This window comes from Bradyrhizobium sp. RT6a (assembly GCF_040547675.1).
Classification (GTDB): Bacteria; Pseudomonadota; Alphaproteobacteria; order Rhizobiales; family Xanthobacteraceae; genus Bradyrhizobium.
Genome location: NZ_JBEPQC010000002.1, coordinates 819,720 through 836,671, shown reverse-complemented (window position 1 = coordinate 836,671; position 16,952 = coordinate 819,720). Strand labels below are relative to the sequence as shown.

Here is a 16,952-nt window from a genome sequence, read left to right as displayed (position 1 = left end):
CGCGTTTGAGAGGCTTTAGGTCAGCGTCTCACTGCCGGAACGGGAAATTGAAAGCGGTCAACAAGGCCCTCGCCTCGTCGTCGGTCTTGGCCGTGGTGCAGACGGTGATATCCATACCGCGGGATTCCGTGACCTTGTCGAAGTCGATCTCGGGGAAAATGATGTGTTCCTTGAGACCGAGCGAGTAGTTGCCGCGGCCGTCGAAGCTCTTCGGGTTCAAGCCGCGGAAGTCGCGGACGCGCGGCAGCGCGACCGTCACCAGGCGATCGATGAACTCGTACATGCGGGCCTTGCGCAGCGTGACCTTGCAGCCGATCGGCTGGTTCTCACGCAACTTGAAGGTCGCGATCGCGATCCGCGAATAGGTCACGATCGCCTTCTGGCCGGCGATCTGGGTCAATTCCGCAGCGGCGTTCTCTGCCTTCTTGCGGTCGTTGACGGAATCGCCAACGCCCATGTTCAGCACGACCTTGTCCAGGCGAGGAACCTGCATGACGTTCTCATAACCGAACTTCTCGGTCATTTCCGTCCGGATCTTCGCGTCGTATTCCGCGCGCAGGCGCGGCGTGTAAGCGGCCTCAGCCATCGATCTCAGCTCCCGAGCTCTTGGCGATGCGGACCTTCTTGCCGTCCGCCAGAATCTTGAATCCGACGCGGGTCGGCTTCCCGTCCTTGCCGACATACGCGATGTTGGACAGTTGGATCGGCGACTCTTTCGAGATGATGCCGCCCTCCTGGGCCTGCGTCTGCTTCTGGTGACGCTTGACCATGTTGATGCCGCGCACCAGCGCCGTACCGGCGTCGGGACGCACTTCGAACACCTCGCCGGTGCGGCCCTTGTCGCGGCCGGTCAGCACGACGACCTTGTCGCCCTTGCGGATCTTCGCAGCCATCACAGCACCTCCGGCGCGAGCGAGATGATCTTCATGTGGTTCTTGGCGCGCAGCTCGCGCGGCACGGGCCCGAAGATACGGGTGCCGACCGGCTCGGACTGATTGTTGATCAGAACGGCGGCGTTGCGGTCGAAGCGGATGACCGAACCGTCGGCGCGGCGGATGTCCTTGCGGACGCGCACCACGACGGCCTTCATCACGTCGCCCTTCTTCACCTTGCCACGCGGAATCGCTTCCTTGATCGAGACAACGATGATGTCGCCGATCGTGGCGTAGCGGCGCTTGGAGCCCCCGAGCACCTTGATACACATGACACGGCGTGCGCCAGAATTATCGGCCACGTCGAGGTTGGTCTGCATCTGAATCATTGATGCACCTCGTCCTCTTCTATTTGCGCCAGCCCAGCCGGCGCTCAACATTTCCCTGAAGTCAGTCGGCTAAAGCCAACAGATCAGGCGCTTTTCTTGTGTTCGCCCCGGATCACGACCCAGCGCTTCAACTTCGAAATCGGCTTCGATTCCTCGATCCACACCATGTCGCCCGGCTTGAACTCGTTGCTCTCGTCGTGCGCGTGGTAGTTCTTCGAACGGCGGATCGTCTTCTTGTAGATCGGGTGCGTGAAGCGGCGATCGACGCGCACCACGATGGTCTTGGCTTGCTTGTCGCTGACGACCACGCCCTGCAAAGTACGTTTCGGCATCTTCGTAAGCCTCTTACTTCTTCTTCGCGCGCGTCTGCGCGGCGACGGTCTTGATCCGGGCGATGTCACGGCGGGCCTCGCGCAGGCGCGAGGTGTTCTCGAGCTGCCCGGTGGCGCGCTGGAAGCGCAGGTTGAAGCGCTCCTTCTTCAGATTCAGGATGGCGTCATCCTGCTGATCGGGGCTCAACGCGCGGATGTCTTCGATTTTCATCTGGGCCATGGCCATTACTCCGCAATGCGCTCGACGAAGCGCGTCTTGATCGGCAGCTTTGCTGCCGCCAGGGTCAGCGCCTCACGCGCCGTCTGGGTGTTGACGCCGTCGATCTCGAACAGCACCCGGCCCGGCTTGACGCGCGCGACCCACAATTCCGGTGCACCCTTGCCGGAACCCATGCGGACTTCGGCAGGCTTCTTCGACACGGGAACGTCGGGGAAAATGCGGATCCAGACGCGGCCGGCGCGCTTCATGTGGCGGGTCAGCGCGCGGCGAGCGGCTTCGATCTGGCGCGCGGTGACGCGCTCAGGCTCGGTCGCCTTCAGGCCGAACTGGCCGAACGCCAACGTCGCGCCCGAAGACGCAACGCCGTGGATACGGCCCTTATGCGCCTTCCGGAACTTCGTTTTCTTAGGTTGCATCATGGCTTCAAGCCCTCAAATTCTCTGTGCTGGCGTCAGGCTGCAGCGTTGTCACGGCGCTGCCGGCCGCCGCGATCGCCGCCGCCACCAGTCTCGCCTTCGGCCATTCTCTTGTCCTGGGCCATCGGATCGTGCTCGAGGATCTCGCCCTTGAAGATCCAGACCTTGACACCGCAGGTGCCGAAGGTCGTGAACGCGGTCGCAACGCCGTAGTCGATGTCTGCGCGCAGCGTGTGCAGCGGCACGCGACCTTCGCGGTACCACTCCATGCGTGCGATTTCCGCACCGCCCAGACGTCCCGAGCAGTTGATGCGGATGCCTTCCGCGCCGAGACGCATCGCCGACTGAACGGCGCGCTTCATGGCGCGGCGGAACGCGACGCGGCGCTCCAGCTGCTGCGCGATCGACTCGGCCACCAGCGTCGCATCGAGCTCCGGCTTGCGGATCTCGACGATGTTGATGACGACGTCGGACGAGGTGATGTCCGCGACCTTCTTGCGCAGCTTGTCGATGTCGGCGCCCTTCTTGCCGATCACCACGCCCGGACGAGCCGAGTGGATGGTGACGCGGCACTTCTTGTGAGGACGCTCGATCACGATGCGGGCGACGGCCGCCTGCTTGAGCTCCTTGTGCAAGATCTCGCGGATCTTGACGTCCTCATGCAGCAGCTTGCCGTATTCCTGCTTGCCGGCGAACCAGCGGGAATCCCAAGTCCGGTTGATGCCAAGACGCAGACCGATCGGATTGATCTTTTGACCCATCGTGTTCTCCTGCGTCCCTTAAGCCGCTGCTGCGGCTTCGACCTGACGAACGATGATCGTCAGCTGTGAAAATGGTTTGTAGACACGGCCCGAGCGGCCACGGCCGCGGGCGGCAAAGCGCTTCATCACGAGGCCGTTGCCGACGAAGGCCTGCGCCACGACGAGATCGTCGACGTCGAGGTCGTGGTTGTTCTCGGCGTTGGCAATAGCCGATTCCAGGCACTTCTTCACGTCAACCGCGATCCGCTTGCGCGAAAACTGCAGGTCGGCGAGCGCAGCAGCCGCCTTCCGGCCGCGAATGAGCTGGGCGACCAGGTTGAGCTTCTGCGGGCTCACCCGCAGCATCCGGGCGACCGCCTTGGCCTCGTTCTCGGCGAGGCTCCGTTCGCGCTTAGGTTTGCTCATCGTTTAATCCTCAAGCCTTCTTGGCTTTCTTGTCCCCGGAGTGGCCATGGAAGGTCCGGGTCGGCGAGAACTCGCCGAACTTGTGACCGACCATTTCCTCGTTGACGGCCACCGGCACGTGCTTCTGACCGTTGTAGACGCCGAAGGTCAGGCCGACGAACTGCGGCAGAATCGTCGAGCGACGGCTCCAGATCTTGATGACGTCGTGACGGCCGGACGAGCGCGCGGCATCTGCCTTCTTGAGCAGAGAACCCTCGACGAACGGGCCTTTCCAGACTGAACGAACCATGTCCGGCGTTCCTTACTTCTTCCGCTTGTGGCGGCTTAGGAGAATGAATTTGTTGGTCGACTTGTTGGAGCGGGTCTTCTTGCCCTTGGTCGGCTTGCCCCACGGAGTGACCGGGTGGCGACCGCCCGAGGTACGACCTTCACCACCGCCGTGCGGGTGGTCGATCGGGTTCATCGAAACGCCGCGGTTGTGCGGCTTGCGGCCCAGCCAGCGGTTGCGGCCGGCCTTGCCGATCGACGTGTTCATGTGATCCGGGTTCGACACCGCGCCGATCGTGCCGCGGCAACGGCCGTGCACCAGGCGCTGTTCGCCCGAGTTCAGGCGGACGATCACGTAGTCCTGGTCGCGACCGACCAGCTGGGCGTAGGTGCCCGCGGAACGGGCGAGCTGGCCGCCCTTCCCGATCTTGACCTCGATATTGTGGATGATCGTGCCAACCGGCATGTTGCCGAGCGGCATGACATTGCCCGGCTTCACGTCGACGTAGTTGCCGGCGACGACGGAATCACCGACGGCCAGGCGCTGCGGCGCCAGGATATAGGCCTGGGTGCCGTCTTCGTACTTGACCAGCGCGATGAACGCGGTGCGGTTCGGATCGTACTCCAGCCGCTCGACCGTCGCGGGCGCATCGACCTTGTCGCGCTTGAAATCGACAGTACGCAGCGTCCGCTTATGACCGCCGCCGCGGAAGCGCACGGTGATGCGACCGGTGTTGTTGCGGCCGCCAGAGGAGTGCTTGCCTTCGGTGAGCGCCTTGACCGGCTTGCCCTTGTAGAGGGCCGAACGATCGACCATGACCAGCTGGCGCTGGCCCGGCGTCGTGGGATTGAATGTCTTCAGTGCCATCGTCGTACGACCTTACAGACCGGTGGTCACGTCGATCCGGTGACCCTCTTCGAGAGTCACGATCGCGCGCTTGGAGTTCGACTGCGAGCCGAGATTGCCGCGGAAGATCTTGGTCTTGCCCTTGCGGACCAGCGTGTTGACACTCTTGACCTTGACGTCGAACAGCTTCTCGATCGCTTCCTTGATCTGCGGCTTGGTCGCCTTCGCGGCCACCTTGAACAGCACCTTGTTGTGCTCCGAGGCGATCGTGGCCTTTTCGGTTACGACCGGCGACAGGATCACGTCGTAGTGGCGAGGCTCGATGTTCTTCGTCATTTGAAGCGCGCCTCCAGCGCATCGATGGCGGCCTTGGTCAGAACAAGCTTCCGACGGCGCAGGATGTCATAGACGTTGATGCCCTGGATCGGCAGCACGTCCATGTTCGGGATGTTTCGGGCCGCAGCGGCGAAGCCGTTGTTGAGCTCGGCGCCGTCGATGATCAGCGCGTTGGTCAAACCCAGACCCGAGAAATGACCGAGCAGCGCCTTGGTCTTGGCAGCTTCCAGCGCGGCCTTGTCGATCACGACGAGATCGCCGTCCTTGGCCTTGGCCGAGAGCGCATGCTTGAGGGCAAGCGCACGGACCTTCTTCGGCAGATCGGTGGCGTGCGAACGCACCACCGGACCGAAAGCACGGCCACCGCCGCGGAACTGCGGCACACGCGCTGAGCCGTGACGAGCACCACCGGTCCCCTTCTGCTTGTACATCTTCTTGCCGGTGCGCCAGATCTCGGCGCGGCCCTTGGCCTTGTGCGTACCGGCCTGGCGCTTGTTGAGCTGCCACTGCACGCAACGTGCAATGATGTCCTGGCGCGGCTCGAGGCCGAAAATGGTGTCGGAAAGCTGGACCGAGCCGGCTTCCTTACCTTCGAGGGTCGTGACCTTCAATTCCATCTCACGCCTCCTGCGCAGCCGGAGCAGCGTCCGCTTCGCCAGCAACCTTGAACTTGCCGGGCTTCGGAGCTTCCTTCGGCAGCGGCTTCTTGACGGCGTCGCGCACGCGGATCCAGCCGCCCTTGGAGCCGGGAACGGCCCCTTCGACGAGGATCAGGCCGCGCTCGACATCGAGCTGGACGACCCGAAGGTTGAGCGTGGTGATGCGGTCGACGCCCATGTGACCGGGCATCTTCTTGTTCTTCCAGGTCTTGCCCGGGTCCTGACGGCCACCGGTCGAACCGATCGAACGGTGCGAAACCGACACGCCGTGGGTGGCGCGCAGACCGCCGAAGTTCCAGCGCTTCATACCGCCGGCAAAACCCTTGCCGACCGAAGTGCCGGTGACGTCGACGAACTGACCGACGACAAAGTGGTCGGCCAGGATCTCGGCACCGACGGGGATCATCTGATCCGCGGAAACGCGGAATTCCTCGACCTGCCGCTTCGGCTCGACCTTGGCGACCGCGAACTGGCCGCGCTCCGCCTTGGGCATGTACACGGTCTTGCGGCTGCCAGAACCAAGCTGGAGCGCGACATAACCGTTTTTCTCTTCGGTGCGGTGGCCTACGACCTGGCAATTGCCGAGCTTCAGCACGGTCACGGGGATATGTTCGCCGGCCTCTGTAAAGACCCGCGTCATCCCGACCTTTTGTGCGATCACTCCGGAGCGCATCGGCGTGCTTCCTGTTCTTTCTGTCCGCTAGTGGCGAACGTGATCCAAAAATCTTAGAGCTTGATCTCGACGTCGACACCGGCGGCCAGGTCGAGCTTCATCAAAGCATCGACGGTCTGCGGGGTCGGATCGACGATGTCGAGCAGGCGCTTGTGAGTGCGCATCTCGAACTGCTCGCGGCTCTTCTTGTCGACATGCGGCGAACGGTTGACGGTGAACTTCTCGATGCGGGTGGGCAGCGGAATGGGTCCGCGAACCTGCGCGCCGGTGCGCTTCGCCGTGTTCACGATCTCGCGGGTCGACGTATCGAGGATACGATGGTCGAACGCCTTGAGACGGATGCGAATGTTTTGGCCGTTCATTGCCGTGGTCTTTCTTCAGTGGGGTGGCGAATAGCGAATAGCGAATGTCACATTCGCTATTCGCCGATCCCTATTCTCGTAATTACTCGATGATCGAGGCGACGACGCCGGCGCCGACGGTGCGGCCACCCTCGCGGATCGCGAAGCGGAGCTTCTCTTCCATCGCGATCGGCACGATCAGGTGCACTTCCATCGCGATGTTGTCGCCCGGCATCACCATCTCGGTACCTTCCGGCAGATGCACGACACCGGTCACGTCGGTGGTGCGGAAGTAGAACTGCGGACGGTAGTTGGTGAAGAACGGAGTGTGGCGACCGCCCTCTTCCTTGGTGAGGATGTAGGCCTCAGCCTTGAACTTGGTGTGCGGCTTGACCGAACCCGGCTTGCACAGCACCTGACCGCGCTCGACGTCCTCGCGCTTGGTACCGCGAAGCAGCGCACCGATGTTGTCGCCGGCCTGGCCCTGATCGAGCAGCTTGCGGAACATCTCGACGCCGGTGACCGTGGTCTTCTGCGTGGCGCGCAGACCGACGATCTCGATTTCCTCGCCGACCTTGACGATACCGCGCTCGACACGGCCGGTCACGACGGTGCCGCGGCCCGAGATCGAGAACACGTCTTCAACCGGCATCAGGAACGGCAGGTCGACCGGACGCTCCGGCTGCGGAATGTAAGCGTCGACCTGCTTCATCAGCTCGAGGATGGCCTCGTGGCCGAGGGTCTTGTCAGAATCTTCGAGGGCGGCGAGCGCCGAGCCCTTGATGATCGGGATGGTGTCGCCCGGGAATTCGTACTTCGAGAGCAGCTCGCGAACCTCGAGCTCGACGAGTTCGAGCAGTTCCGGATCATCGACCATGTCGCACTTGTTGAGGAACACGACGAGCGCGGGAACGCCGACCTGGCGGGCGAGCAGGATGTGCTCGCGGGTCTGCGGCATCGGACCGTCAGCGGCCGACACGACCAGGATCGCACCGTCCATCTGGGCAGCGCCGGTGATCATGTTCTTCACGTAGTCGGCGTGGCCGGGGCAGTCGACGTGCGCGTAGTGGCGGTTCTTGGTCTCGTATTCGACGTGCGCCGTCGAGATCGTGATACCGCGCGCCTTCTCTTCCGGCGCCTTGTCGATCTGGTCGTACGCCGTGAACGTCGCACCGCCGGCTTCGGCGAGGACCTTGGTGATCGCCGCGGTCAGCGACGTCTTGCCATGGTCGACGTGACCGATGGTGCCGATGTTGCAGTGCGGCTTGTTACGTTCAAACTTTGCTTTGGCCATTTGACTCTCCGTTCAATCGTCAGTTCGAGACCGACGACAATCAGGCAAACTTCTTCTGGACTTCTGCCGACACGTTGGCCGGCGCTTCTGCGTAGTGGTCGAACTGCATGGTGAAGGTCGCGCGACCCTGGCTCATTGAGCGCAGGTTATTCACGTAACCGAACATGTTCATGAGCGGCACCATCGCGTTGATGACGTTGGCGTTGCCGCGCATGTCCTGACCCTGGATCTGACCGCGCCGGGAATTCAGGTCGCCGATGACCGAGCCGGTGTAATCTTCCGGGGTCACCACTTCGACCTTCATGATCGGCTCGAGCAGGACGGACTTGCCCTTCTGCAAAGCTTCGCGGAATGCAGCGCGCGAAGCGATTTCGAAGGCGAGCGCCGACGAGTCGACGTCGTGATACTTGCCGTCGACGAGCTGAACCTTGACATCGACCACGGGGAAGCCCGCGACGACACCGGAGCCCATCACGCTGTTGAGGCCCTTTTCGACGCCGGGGATGTATTCCTTCGGAACCGCACCGCCGACGATCTTGGATTCGAACTCGTAACCCTTACCGGGCTCGTTCGGCTCGACCACGATCGACACTTCCGCGAACTGACCGGTACCGCCGGTCTGCTTCTTGTGGGTGTACTTGACCTCGGCTCGCTTGGTGACGCGCTCACGGAACGCCACCTGCGGCGCGCCGATGTTGGCATCGACCTTGTAGGTACGGCGAAGAATGTCGACCTTGATGTCGAGATGGAGTTCGCCCATGCCCTTGAGGATGGTCTGGCCGGACTCCTGGTCGGTCGACACGCGGAAGGACGGATCTTCCGCGGCGAGCTTCGCCAGCGCCACGCCCAGCTTTTCCTGGTCGGCCTTGGACTTCGGTTCGATCGCGATCTCGATGACCGGCTCGGGGAATTCCATCTTTTCGAGGATCACCGCCTTGTCGGGATCGCACAACGTGTCGCCGGTGCGCGCTTCCTTCAGGCCAGCCAGCGCAACGATGTCGCCGGCATAGGCTTCCTTGATGTCTTCGCGGTTGTTGGCATGCATCAGCAACATGCGGCCGATGCGCTCCTTGCGGTCGCGCGTCGAATTGATGACGCCGGTACCCGACAGCAGCGTGCCGGAATAGATGCGACAGAAGGTGATGGTGCCGACGAACGGGTCGTCCATGATCTTGAACGCCAACAGAGCCAGCGGCTCCTTGTCGTCGGGCCGGCGAACGACCTCGTTGCCGTCTTCATCGACGCCCTTGATCGCGGGCACGTCAACCGGCGACGGCAGATAATCCACGACCGCGTCGAGCAAAGGCTGCACGCCCTTGTTCTTGAAGGCCGAGCCGCACAATACCGGGAAGAACGCGCCAGTCAGCACGGCCTTGCGGATCAAGCGCTTCAACGTCGCCTGATCGGGCTCATTGCCGTCGAGGTAAGCGGCGAGAACGTCGTCGTCGAGCTCGACGGCGGCTTCCAACAGCTTCTCGCGATATTCCTTGGCCTTCTCGACCATGTCCTCGGGAATATCGATGTCGACGAACTTGGCGTCGAGCTTCTCTTCTTCCCAGACCACGCCCTTCATGCGGACGAGATCGACCAGACCCTTGAAGTTGTTCTCGGAGCCGATCGGAAGCTGGATCGCGATCGGCTTCGCGCCGAGGCGATCGACGATATCCTGCATGCACTTGTAGAAGTCGGCGCCGGTCTTATCCATCTTGTTGGCGAAGACGATGCGCGGAACCTTGTACTTGTCGCCCTGGCGCCAGACCGTCTCGGTCTGGGGCTCGACGCCCTGGTTCGAGTCGAGCACGCACACGGCGCCGTCGAGCACGCGCAGGCTGCGCTCGACTTCGATGGTGAAGTCGACGTGGCCGGGAGTGTCGATGATGTTGAGACGCTTGCCTTCCCAGAACGCGGTGGTCGCGGCCGACGTAATCGTAATGCCGCGCTCCTGCTCCTGCTCCATCCAGTCCATCGTCGCGGCACCTTCGTGCACTTCGCCGATCTTGTGGCTCTTGCCGGTGTAATAGAGGATGCGCTCGGTGGTCGTGGTCTTGCCGGCATCGATATGCGCCATGATACCGAAGTTACGGTAGTTCTCTATGGCATGAACGCGGGGCATGGAGTGTTCCTTAGATTCCGTGTGTCGCCGTTACCAGCGATAGTGCGAGAAGGCGCGGTTGGCTTCCGCCATCCGGTGCACGTCTTCGCGCTTCTTGACGGCGTTACCCCGGTTGTTCGACGCGTCCAGGAGCTCCGCAGAGAGCCGCTCGGTCATCGTCTTCTCGTTGCGATCGCGCGCAGCCGAGATCAGCCAGCGAATGCCCAGCGCCTGACGGCGCACCGAGCGAACTTCGACCGGAACCTGATAGGTCGCGCCACCGACGCGGCGGGAGCGCACTTCGATCGTCGGCATGACGTTCTCGAGTGCCTGCTCGAACACGCCGAGCGGGTTCTGCTTGGTCTTGCTTTCGATGAGGCCGAACGCGCCGTAGACGATACCTTCGGCGACCGACTTCTTTCCGGCGTACATCACCGAATTCATGAACTTCGTGACGATGATGTTCCCGAACTTCGGATCGGGAAGGACTTCGCGCTTTTCGGCAGAATGGCGACGAGACATGGACCTGGTTCCCGCTTACTTCGGACGCTTGGCGCCGTACTTCGAACGGCGCTGCTTACGGTTCTTGACGCCCTGGGTATCCAGAACGCCGCGGAGGATGTGGTAGCGCACGCCGGGCAAGTCCTTGACGCGACCGCCGCGGATCATGACCACGGAGTGCTCCTGGAGGTTATGGCCTTCACCGGGGATGTAACCGATCACCTCGAAGCCGTTGGTCAGGCGCACCTTGGCAACCTTACGAAGCGCCGAGTTCGGCTTCTTCGGGGTCGTGGTGTAAACGCGCGTGCAAACACCGCGCTTCTGCGGCGACTGCTGCAGCGCCGGCACCTTCTTGCGCGACTTCTGCACTTCCCGCGGTTGAGCGATCAGCTGGTTGATCGTCGGCATCCTGGCATTACCCTTTGTGTTCTGCCGCGGCCCGTCACCGGGTCCGCAAATTCTTTCGAGCTACCCGCCCGACGAGGCCGCCTTCCGCGGAACAATCCGCACAAAGCGAAATCGCGCCAACCACCCATCAACGGGCGGAAAGCGCTTCGACGCCACAGAGGACCGCAGTAGTTGAACCGTCAGCTTGCAGCTGCGGCCCGCGCACCGAGGTCATGCATCCGAATTCGATCTCGAGAGAACATGCTCAAGAGACCTAAAATCGCACTGGCATTGCCTAGCTATGATCGACAGCGTTTGAGCGGCATTCGTCGAGGTTGGTGCCTGTCTTGGCGATCCCGGGGGATCAAACAGGTGGCCCGTTCCGACGTTGGCGATGCTCACCGCCTGTCGTTAAGTGAGGGGGTTCTATAAGTGGGAGTCGGTCAAGTCAAGGCGAAACGTCAGTCAGAAGCGCTTCCCGCGCCTGTCGAAATTGCTTCCTGGGTCGCTCGCTGCGCCTTCCCGATATGGAAATGAGGAGCGCGCTCCGCCACCTCGAATCCTATTTATACCCGGGTTAAATATACTTTTATAACCGTTGGCTAAGGCTTTCTTTCCTGTTGAAGCGTCAATGTGCCGCCTTGGGCAGAGATTGGCGCCATGCGGTACACCGACATTGCCATTATCGGCGGGGGATTGTCCGGCTCTACCGCCGCCGCGATGCTCGGCCGTAGCGGCATTTCGACCATCCTGATCGATCCGCAGGAGAGCTATTCGGCGGATTTTCGAGTCGAAAAACTCAGCGGCCACGTGCAGGTCGGGCGATTCCTTCAGACGGGAATCGCCGAATCGGTGCTGCGCCGCGCGACCTTTGTGGGTGAGAACTGGATCGCGCGCTTCGGCCGTCTTCTCGACAAGGCGCCAAGCCGGCAGTTCAACATCCCCTACGATTCCCTCGTCAGCGCTGTCCGCGACGAAATTCCCGCCGGCGTCGAGCGCATCTGCGCCAAGGCCGTCTCGGTCGAAACAAGTGCGGAGCGGCAGAAGGTCACTCTCTCCAGCGACGAGATGGTCTCCGCCCGGCTGGTCGTGCTCGCCAATGGACTCAACGTTGGCCTGCGCCACCAGCTGGGAATTGCGCGAAAGATCGTTAGTCCCTGCCATTCGATTTCGATCGGGTTCGACGTGGTGTCCGCAGGACGGGCCTCGTTCGACTTCCCGGCGCTGACCTATTTCTCGGAACGGCCGAGCGACCGCATCCCCTACCTCACGCTGTTTCCGATCGGAACGCGGATGCGCGCCAATCTGTTCGTCTATCGCAGCTTCGACGATCCCTGGCTGCGTGAGCTGCGCCGCGCGCCCGCCGAGACGCTGAACGCCGCGCTGCCACGGCTCAAGCGCATCACCGGACCATTCGACATTCCCGGTGAGCTGAAAATCCGCCCGGTCGATCTCTATGTGAACGATGCAAGCGGCCAACCCGGCCTCGTGCTGGTTGGCGATGCCTTCTCGACCTCCTGCCCCGCCGCCGGCACTGGTTGCGACAAGGTGTTCACCGACATCGAGCGGCTCTGCAACGTTTACATCCCGCAGTGGCTGGCTTCCGACGGGATGGATACAAGCAAGATCGCCGCCTTCTACGCAGATCCGGTCAAGCGGGCGTGCGACGATTGGTCGGCGGCGAAGGCGTTCGACTTCCGCTCGGTCTCGATTGCGACGAACCCCTATTGGACGGCGCAGCGCTGGGCACGCTTCATTGCCTGGTCGGTTCAGGGGCTATTGCGGCCGCTTGGAGGAGCCGTCCATCTGGAGCCGAACTTCCTCGGTCACTCCTCCTCATCGTCCTCGTCGAGGTCGTCATCATCCTCTTCGTCATCGTCGCTGTCCTCGTCGACGTGAGCCGGCGCGCCATGAGGTTGGTGGATCTGGTCGTTCCACAGCTTGCGATAGGTGCCGTTCTTGGCGAGCAACTCGGCATGCGAGCCGCGCTCGATCGCCCTGCCCCCTGAAATCACGATGATCTCGTCCATCTCGACCACCGAGGTCAGTCGGTGGGTCGACCAGATCATGGTGCGACCCTTGGCAACCTTCAGCAGCGTGCGGTTGATCGCGGCTTCCGTGGTCTGGTCGAGCGCCGAAGTGGCTTCGTCCAGCAGCAGCACCGAGGGATTACGGATGACCGCGCGCGCGATCGCGATGCGCTGGCGCTGGCCGCCCGACAAGGTATCGCCGCGCTCGCCCACCGGCGTGTCGTATCGCTGCGGCAGGCTCATGATGTAGCGGTGGATCTCGGCCTTCTTGGCCGCCTCCTCCACCTCCTCGTCGGTCGCGCCCTCTTTGCCGAGCCGGATGTTCTCTCGGATCGACATGTTGAACAGCATGTTCTCCTGGAACACCACCGCCATGCTCCGGCGCAGCGAATCCAGCGTTACCTTGCGGACGTCGACGCCGTCGATGGTGACGCGCCCCTCGTCCGGCACATAGAGCCGCAGGATCAGATTCAGCAGCGTGCTCTTGCCGGAACCCGAGGGACCGACGATGGCAATGCGCTTGCCGACATTGAGCTTCAGGCTGAGATTGTCCAGCACCGGCGTCTGACTGCCTTCGTACTGGAACGTCACGTGGTCGAAGGTGATGTCGTTGGTGATGCGGGGCAGATCGGGCGCGCCGGCACGATCGGCGCTGCGCGTGGGCTCGTCGAGCAGCTCCTGCATGTGACGAATCGCGGCTGCCGAGGAGATCGACACGGGGATGAAATGCATCACATGGGCGATGTTGTAGGACACCTCCCAGAACGCGCTCTCGAAGGTGACGAAGGTGCCGATGGTGATCTGCCCCTTCGTCGCCAGATACGCGCCGATCGCGAGCACGACGAGATGCAAGAGCAGCACCGAGATGGTGACCGTCCGCTCCACCATGGTCGACAGGAACGTCGCCGAGGCCATCCTGTTTCGCGTCTCGTCGTTGCGAAAGGTGAAGAAGCCGAACATCCTGCGTTGCAGGCTGAACGCCTTGATCACGGCCTGGGCTGCCACGTTCTCCTGCACCATGCCGAGCAGCGCGGACTCATTGAGCTTCTGCTCGTAATTGGCCTGAACAGCCTTCGGCGTGAGTATGCGGGGACCGATCAGCGTGATCGGAAACACCAGCAGCGCAACCACCGCGAGCTGCCAGTTCAGGAACACCATCAAGATGATGCCCGCGATCAACTCCAGGAACGGCAGCGCCGCGCTGTTGGCGAAGGTCTTGACCGAGCCCTCGAAGGCCGCGAGATCGACCGAGAAGCGCGACAGGATCTCGCCGCGCTTGGTGCGGCCGAAATAGGCTGCCGGCAGGTCCTGGACGTGCTCGAACAGCCGTTTGCGGACATCGGAGATGATGCACGCCGCAAGCCGTGCATCCCAGCGTTCGTACCAGACCGCGACGATCGAGGTGAAGATGCCTGCGACCGCGAGCACGCCGAGGATCTTGTACAGCGCCTGGAAATCCTCCTCGCCGAGCGCGTCGTCGATCAGGTACTTCAGGCTGAGCGGCATGATGACGTTGAATAGCGTCTCGACGAAGACGCCGAACGCCACGAACGACAGCATCTGCTTGTAGTTGACCAGGAAGGGTTTGACGAAACCCAGGATGGTCGCGAGCGCGCCGGCGGCCTCGCGCGCGGTAAAGACGACGAGGTCCTCGTCCTCATCGTCGTCATCGAGCTCCAGCCCGCCATCCTCATCGTCTTCATCGTCCTCCTCGACTTCGAGGTCCGGCTTGGCGGTAGGGACGAGCTTGTCGTCGAGCTCGGCCGCCTCTTCCGCGGCGAGCTTCTGTTTGTCGGGCGGGAGGGGCTTGGACGCCATGAAACCAACCGATGCTGACGGCCGGCATGACCGCAGAGAAAGCAGGAGATAGCGGCAACCGCTATTGCATCGATTCTATGCGATCAAGATGAATTCGGCAAAACAATTGGCGAAGGCGCCCGCTTCAGGCGGCTAGTCGTCTTCCTCGTCCTCGACCTTGTCGAAAAAGGAATAGCGCAAGGAATCGGCGTCGGCGTACCACTGCCCCGGGCCCTTGTTGGCGGCGAGCGTCGCCTCCCAGAGCGCGTCGGTGCAGTCCTTGCGGTGCATCGACAGGTCGAAGCCGTTGCCGAAGAACAGTTCGGACCATTCCCACCAGGTGCCGAGCTTCTTGACCCCGCGCAGAAGGTCGTAGCGGTCGATCAGTGCCGGCGCCATGTCCGAGGTGACCGAGCCGAACACGAGGCCGGTCTTGACCACGCGGTTCAGCTCCCTGATCGCACGGACCACCTGCTTCGGGGAAAGATGGCAGAGGCTGGTCTCGAACACGAAGTCGAACGCACCGTCCTTGAACGGCATGTCGGTGATCGAACCCAGCTTGTTGTACTTCTTCAGCGCCTTCGGCGTTCTGGCGTGAATGGCGCGGTTGTTCTCGATCCCCCAGGCATCGATGCCGCGATCGCGCAGCGCGCCGACCAGCTCGCCGCTGGCCGAGCCCGCGATCAAGAGCTTCGTGCCTTTGGCTTTGCCCCAGACGATGCCGATCAGTTTTGTGAGATAGTCGGGATCCGTGAAGTGTTGCCACGCTTCGCTGTAAGGACCCTGCCCGCGATAATTGTCAAAATAGTCGCGATCGATCTTGTCCGAGAGCGGCTTGTCGTCCTGCGAACGTTCGCGGCGCAGGCGCATCATCTCGGTCAAGATGATGTCAGTCGCCGCATCCGAGGAATCGAGCAGGCCGTTCAGCGTCGAGTCGAACAGATAGTCGCCGACCACCACGATTCCGGGATGTTCCTTCGGCTCGGGGCGGTGATTGGTCATGACGTCGCGCACGGGCAAGCCGCCCGGAATCGCGTTCACCGACGACAGCCAGCGGTGGATCTTGCCTTCCATAAAATGCGCGCGTGCATCGCCGAGCGATGCCGGCAGCGATTTCAGCGCGGCATCGATCAGTTCCTGGTCGGAGAGATTCGCAAAGGCCAGCGCGTCGGAGCCCGGAATTAGCCAGTTCAGCACGCCGTGCTTGCCCACATCATGGCGCGCGCCCTCGTTATAGACGCAGCAACCGCCAAAGGCTTCCGACATGAACCAGGCGCCGGCGATCTTGTCGCCCCAGAACGGCGTGTCGAACAGGATCGAGACACGCAAATAGTGCGCGGGACGGTCGAAGTACGAGACGTGCTTGACCATCGACTTGCGGAGCTGTTCGCCCTCCCAGCCGACGGTCCCGAGCCAGGAATGCGGCAGACAGACCAGCACAAGGTCGAAGTCGCGCGTCTCCGGCCCCTTGCCGTTCATCATCTTGAGCTGATAGCGGCCGGTCGTCGCCTTGCCGACCGTGAGGATTCGGTGATTGAGCTGAATGTCGGCATTGACCTCCGACTGGAGGCACTCGATGAGTTGCTCGTTGCCGTTCTGGATGGAATAGAGGCCGATATAGCCGTCGACATCCATCAGGTAGTTCTTGAGCGCGTTGAGCCCGTTGGTGTTGTGGCTCTCGGTCGCGAGGTCCGAGCGCGCCATCACCTTGAAGAATCGCTTTGCGGTCTCGTCCTCGACCTCCTCGTCGAGCACCTGCTCGGCGGTCTTGTAGGCCCAGGGATTCTCGTTGTCGTGCGCGCCGACGCCCTCGTAATACTCGATCGGTGTCATCGTCTCGGCGCAACGGTTACGGAACGCCTCGATCGCGGCCGCGGTCTTGGCCCCGTATTTGCGGCGCATGCCCGCGACGTCGTTGAGGAGCTCGCCGCCGAACTGGACCTGCTCGGCATCCATCGGAATGGTCTGCAGGCCGAAATGCTGGATCAGCTCGCGCAACGGATCCGGCCCGGTCATCGAGTAATCGTAGATCTCGGCAACGCCGGCCTCGTACATCGCGGGCGCGGAATCGAACTTGCGCGTGACGATCTTGCCGCCGAGCCGGTCGGACGCCTCGTAGATGGTGACGCGGCAGAGGTCGCCGAGCTTGCGCTTCAGATACCAAGCGCTCATCAGCCCGCCGGGGCCGCCGCCTACGATTGCGAGATCAAGCATGAGAATTCCGTGGTCTCCGGCCCGCCCCCTTCACGGGACCACCGGTCTAAGCTCTCCTAGCAGAAGCGCTTTTGTGCCTGAAGGAAAGATGAACAAAGGTTGATCCTGCACCGCAACAG

The 16,952-nt window shown here is 62.3% G+C and carries 21 protein-coding genes; 1 reads left to right on the top strand and 20 read right to left on the bottom strand.

Annotated elements, in window-relative coordinates; genetic code table 11:
- Positions 1-28: 28 nt before the first annotated feature.
- From rplE to rpsL, 18 genes are all read right to left on the bottom strand, one after another.
- The gene (rplE, locus tag ABIC03_RS13785; RefSeq protein WP_007603032.1) at positions 29-586 is read right to left on the bottom strand and encodes a 50S ribosomal protein L5; all 558 of its coding nucleotides are present in this window, start codon (positions 584-586) and stop codon (positions 29-31) included.
- Complete coding sequence (gene rplX / locus ABIC03_RS13780) at positions 579-893, bottom strand: 50S ribosomal protein L24 (RefSeq protein WP_007603031.1); 315 nt, start codon at positions 891-893, stop codon at positions 579-581. The genes rplE and rplX overlap by 8 nt, the downstream gene beginning before the upstream one ends.
- Positions 893-1,261, bottom strand: a complete 369-nt coding sequence (gene rplN / locus ABIC03_RS13775) for a 50S ribosomal protein L14 (protein ID WP_007603030.1) — start codon at positions 1,259-1,261, stop codon at positions 893-895. Before rplN ends, rplX begins: the two co-directional genes overlap by 1 nt.
- Before the next feature lie 83 nt (positions 1,262-1,344).
- Complete coding sequence (gene rpsQ / locus ABIC03_RS13770; RefSeq protein WP_007603028.1) at positions 1,345-1,593, bottom strand: 30S ribosomal protein S17; 249 nt, start codon at positions 1,591-1,593, stop codon at positions 1,345-1,347.
- A 13-nt stretch (positions 1,594-1,606) separates the two neighbouring features.
- Positions 1,607-1,813, bottom strand: coding sequence for a 50S ribosomal protein L29 (gene rpmC, locus ABIC03_RS13765; protein ID WP_007603026.1), 207 nt, complete (start codon positions 1,811-1,813; stop codon positions 1,607-1,609).
- A gap of 5 nt (positions 1,814-1,818) precedes the next feature.
- Entirely contained in the window at positions 1,819-2,232 is a 414-nt protein-coding gene (gene rplP / locus ABIC03_RS13760) for a 50S ribosomal protein L16 (protein ID WP_007603024.1), read from the bottom strand.
- A 32-nt stretch (positions 2,233-2,264) separates the two neighbouring features.
- Positions 2,265-2,990, bottom strand: coding sequence for a 30S ribosomal protein S3 (gene rpsC / locus ABIC03_RS13755; protein WP_247497528.1), 726 nt, complete (start codon positions 2,988-2,990; stop codon positions 2,265-2,267).
- Positions 2,991-3,008: 18 nt separating this feature from the next.
- On the bottom strand, positions 3,009-3,395 hold the full coding sequence (rplV, locus tag ABIC03_RS13750) for a 50S ribosomal protein L22 (RefSeq protein WP_007603022.1): 387 nt from the start codon (positions 3,393-3,395) through the stop codon (positions 3,009-3,011).
- Between the two features lie 10 nt (positions 3,396-3,405).
- Complete coding sequence (gene rpsS / locus ABIC03_RS13745; protein WP_007603021.1) at positions 3,406-3,684, bottom strand: 30S ribosomal protein S19; 279 nt, start codon at positions 3,682-3,684, stop codon at positions 3,406-3,408.
- A 12-nt stretch (positions 3,685-3,696) separates the two neighbouring features.
- On the bottom strand, positions 3,697-4,530 hold the full coding sequence (rplB, locus tag ABIC03_RS13740) for a 50S ribosomal protein L2 (protein WP_247497529.1): 834 nt from the start codon (positions 4,528-4,530) through the stop codon (positions 3,697-3,699).
- A gap of 12 nt (positions 4,531-4,542) precedes the next feature.
- Complete coding sequence (locus ABIC03_RS13735; protein WP_007603019.1) at positions 4,543-4,845, bottom strand: 50S ribosomal protein L23; 303 nt, start codon at positions 4,843-4,845, stop codon at positions 4,543-4,545.
- Entirely contained in the window at positions 4,842-5,462 is a 621-nt protein-coding gene (gene rplD / locus ABIC03_RS13730) for a 50S ribosomal protein L4 (protein ID WP_211399436.1), read from the bottom strand. The genes ABIC03_RS13735 and rplD overlap by 4 nt, the downstream gene beginning before the upstream one ends.
- Position 5,463: 1 nt before the next feature.
- A complete protein-coding gene (gene rplC / locus ABIC03_RS13725) occupies positions 5,464-6,177 on the bottom strand; it encodes a 50S ribosomal protein L3 (RefSeq protein ID WP_007603016.1) in 714 nt (237 codons plus the stop codon).
- 53 nt (positions 6,178-6,230) lie between these two features.
- The gene (gene rpsJ / locus ABIC03_RS13720; RefSeq protein ID WP_002712302.1) at positions 6,231-6,539 is read right to left on the bottom strand and encodes a 30S ribosomal protein S10; all 309 of its coding nucleotides are present in this window, start codon (positions 6,537-6,539) and stop codon (positions 6,231-6,233) included.
- Positions 6,540-6,621: 82 nt separating this feature from the next.
- On the bottom strand, positions 6,622-7,812 hold the full coding sequence (gene tuf / locus ABIC03_RS13715) for an elongation factor Tu (RefSeq protein ID WP_007603012.1): 1,191 nt from the start codon (positions 7,810-7,812) through the stop codon (positions 6,622-6,624).
- 40 nt (positions 7,813-7,852) lie between these two features.
- Complete coding sequence (gene fusA / locus ABIC03_RS13710) at positions 7,853-9,925, bottom strand: elongation factor G (protein WP_275168101.1); 2,073 nt, start codon at positions 9,923-9,925, stop codon at positions 7,853-7,855.
- A 30-nt stretch (positions 9,926-9,955) separates the two neighbouring features.
- Positions 9,956-10,426 (bottom strand): 30S ribosomal protein S7, encoded by a 471-nt coding sequence (rpsG, locus tag ABIC03_RS13705; RefSeq protein ID WP_007603009.1) that lies wholly within the window; start codon positions 10,424-10,426, stop codon positions 9,956-9,958.
- A 15-nt stretch (positions 10,427-10,441) separates the two neighbouring features.
- A complete protein-coding gene (gene rpsL / locus ABIC03_RS13700; protein ID WP_007603006.1) occupies positions 10,442-10,813 on the bottom strand; it encodes a 30S ribosomal protein S12 in 372 nt (123 codons plus the stop codon).
- Between the two features lie 639 nt (positions 10,814-11,452).
- On the opposite strand from rpsL, the gene ABIC03_RS13695 reads away from it, so the two are divergent.
- Positions 11,453-12,691 carry an FAD-dependent oxidoreductase gene (locus ABIC03_RS13695; protein ID WP_354058714.1) on the top strand — a complete coding sequence of 413 codons (1,239 nt, stop codon included), beginning with the start codon at positions 11,453-11,455 and terminating at the stop codon, positions 12,689-12,691.
- Here ABIC03_RS13695 and ABIC03_RS13690 read toward each other — a convergent pair.
- Together ABIC03_RS13690 and ABIC03_RS13685 are read right to left on the bottom strand one after the other, a co-directional pair.
- The gene (locus ABIC03_RS13690) at positions 12,619-14,640 is read right to left on the bottom strand and encodes an ABC transporter ATP-binding protein (RefSeq protein WP_354058713.1); all 2,022 of its coding nucleotides are present in this window, start codon (positions 14,638-14,640) and stop codon (positions 12,619-12,621) included. The two genes, ABIC03_RS13695 and ABIC03_RS13690, sit on opposite strands and share 73 nt — an antisense overlap.
- A 132-nt stretch (positions 14,641-14,772) precedes the next feature.
- Entirely contained in the window at positions 14,773-16,833 is a 2,061-nt protein-coding gene (locus ABIC03_RS13685) for an FAD-dependent oxidoreductase (protein ID WP_354058712.1), read from the bottom strand.
- Positions 16,834-16,952 lie beyond the last annotated feature (119 nt).